The organism is Corynebacterium sp. HMSC036D02 (genome assembly GCF_001836165.1).
In the GTDB taxonomy this organism is placed as follows: domain Bacteria; phylum Actinomycetota; class Actinomycetes; order Mycobacteriales; family Mycobacteriaceae; genus Corynebacterium.
In genome coordinates this window covers 1-3,086 of the sequence record NZ_KV827650.1, presented here as the reverse complement: position 1 = coordinate 3,086, position 3,086 = coordinate 1, and the positions used below count along the sequence as shown (strand labels likewise).

At 53.0% G+C, this 3,086-nt stretch carries 1 rRNA gene; it reads right to left on the bottom strand.

Annotated features, from left to right (window positions below):
• Window positions 1-4: 4 nt before the first annotated feature.
• Window positions 5-3,079: ribosomal RNA gene (locus HMPREF2743_RS02215) — 23S ribosomal RNA — on the bottom strand.
• Between the last annotated feature and the right edge of the window lie 7 nt (window positions 3,080-3,086).

The following is a 3,086-nucleotide window of genomic DNA, read 5'->3' as shown; positions in this document are numbered from 1 at the left end:
GTGTGTGTGTTTGTTTTGGTCTATTAGTACCAGTAGCCTTCACACCTTGCGGTGCGTCCAGGTCTGGCCTATCAACCCCATCGTCTTTGGGGGACCTCAAATGAAACCTCATCTTAAAACAGGCTTCCCGCTTAGATGCTTTCAGCGGTTATCCCTTCCGTACGTAGCCAACCAGCGATGCTCCTGGCGGAACAACTGGCACACTAGAGGTACGTCCGTCCCGGTCCTCTCGTACTAGGGACAGCCTTCTTCAAGTTTCAACGCGCGCGGCGGATAGAGACCGAACTGTCTCACGACGTTCTGAACCCAGCTCGCGTGCCGCTTTAATGGGCGAACAGCCCAACCCTTGGGACCTACTCCAGCCCCAGGATGCGACGAGCCGACATCGAGGTGCCAAACCATCCCGTCGATATGGACTCTTGGGGAAGATCAGCCTGTTATCCCCGGGGTACCTTTTATCCGTTGAGCGACACCACATCCACAAGTAGGTGCCGGATCACTAGTCCCGACTTTCGTCCCTGTTCGACATGTCTGTCTCACAGTCAAGCTCCCTTGTGCACTTACACTCACCACCTGATTGCCAACCAGGCTGAGGGAACCTTTGGGCGCCTCCGTTACATTTTGGGAGGCAACCGCCCCAGTTAAACTACCCACCAGGCACTGTCCCCAACCCAGATCATGGGCCAAGGTTAGACATCCAATCCGATCAGAGTGGTATTTCAACAACGACTCCACACACACTGGCGTGCATGCATCACAGTCTCCCACCTATCCTACACAAACCGAACCGAACACCAATACCAAGCTATAGTGAAGGTCCCGGGGTCTTTTCGTCCTGCCGCGCGTAACGAGCATCTTTACTCGTAGTGCAATTTCACCGGGCCTGTGGTTGAGACAGCAGAGAAGTCGTTACGCCATTCGTGCAGGTCGGAACTTACCCGACAAGGAATTTCGCTACCTTAGGATGGTTATAGTTACCACCGCCGTTTACTGGGGCTTAAATTCTCAGCTTCGCAGTCAAAGACTACTAACCGGTCCTCTTAACCTTCCAGCACCGGGCAGGCGTCAGTCCATATACATCAACTTAACGTCTTCGCATGGACCTGTGTTTTTGATAAACAGTCGCTTCCCTCTATTCTCTGCGACCCCACAACCCACCACCAACGCACAGTTGGCTTAAGTCGTGTGGTCCCCCTTCTCCCGAAGTTACGGGGGCATTTTGCCGAGTTCCTTAACCACAGTTCACCCGAACGCCTTAGTATTTTCAACCTGACCACCTGTGTCGGTTTAGGGTACGGGCCATACATCCACATCGCTAGAGGCTTTTCTCGACAGTACTAGATCACCAACTTCACCCAACAAGGGCTACGCATCACGCCTCAGGCTTACTCGGTGTGCGGATTTGCCTACACACCACCTCACACGCTTACACCAACAATCCACTAAGCGGCATGGCTACTACACTGTGTCACCCCATCACTTGAACCACACATCAGGCCCCACGACATCAACAAACACCATGCTCAAAGAACACGCTGAAAGTATCCGCGGTGGTTAGTATCAGTGCTTCATCATGGGCGCGGACATACGGGTACCAGAATATCAACTGGTTATCCATCGACTACGCCTGTCGGCCTCGCCTTAGGTCCCGACTCACCCTGGGAAGACGAACTTGACCCAGGAACCCTTAGTCATCCGGCGGGAAGGATTCTCACCTTCCAATTCGTTACTCATGCCTGCATTCTCACTCGCACACACTCCACGCCTCCTTACGGTAACGCTTCAACACATGCACGACGCTCCCCTACCCAAACAAAAAATGTTTGCCGCGGCTTCGGCGGTGTGCTTGAGCCCCACTACATTGTCGGCGCAGGACCACTCGACCAGTGAGCTATTACGCACTCTTTCAAGGATGGCTGCTTCTAAGCCAACCTCCTGGCTGTCTTCGCGATCCCACATCCTTTTCCACTTAGCACACCCTTAGGGGCCTTAACCGGCGATCTGGGCTGTTTCCCTCTCGACTATGAAGCTTATCCCCCACAGTCTCACTGCCGCACAACACATTGATGGCATTCGGAGTTTGGCTGACATTGCTAAGATTGTAGTCCCGCTCAACCAACCAGTAGCTCTACCTCCACCAAGCTACATGCGACGCTGCACCTAAATGCATTTCGGGGAGAACCAGCTATCACGGAGTTTGATTGGCCTTTCACCCCTACCCACAGCTCATCCCCGCAGTTTTCAACCTACGTGGGTTCGCGCCTCCACAGCATCTTACTACTGCTTCACACTGGCCATGGGTAGATCACCCCGCTTCGGGTCCAGGACATGCCACTAAAACACCCCATTAGGATTCGGTTTCCCTACGGCTACCCCACACGGGTTAACCTCGCGACATGCCGCTGACTCGCAGGCTCATTCTTCAAAAGGCACGCCATCACACAATAAAAAGTGCTCTGACGGATTGTAAGCACATGGTTTCAGGAACTATTTCACTCCCCTCCCGGGGTACTTTTCACCATTCCCTCACGGTACTAATACACTATCGGTCACACTGAGTATTTAGGCTTACCGGGTGGTCCCGGCAGATTCACAGCAGATTCCACGAGCCCGCTGCTACTCGGGCAACCCAACAACTAATGCATTGAAGCCTTCAACTACGGGACTATCACCCTCTACGGTAGGCGTTTCCACACCACTTCACCTAACAACAACACACAAGCACGATGATGGTAGTCACCGTCCATTGGGGCCCACAACACCGCACACACAACCCCTACCAAGTATCACATGCACACGGTTTAGCCTCATCCACGTTCGTTCGCCACTACTAGCAGAATCATAAATTTTATTTTCTTCTCCTACGGGTACTGAGATGTTTCACTTCCCCGCGTAAACCCCCACAACAGCTATGAATTCACTGAAGGGTAACACCCCATAACAGGTGCCAGGTTTCCCCATTCGGACATCCTCGGATCAACGCTTTATTGACAACTCCCCGAGGCTTAACGCAGCCTTACACGTCCTTCATCGGCTCAGCATGCCAAGGCATCCACCATGCGCCCTAAATAACGAACACACAACCA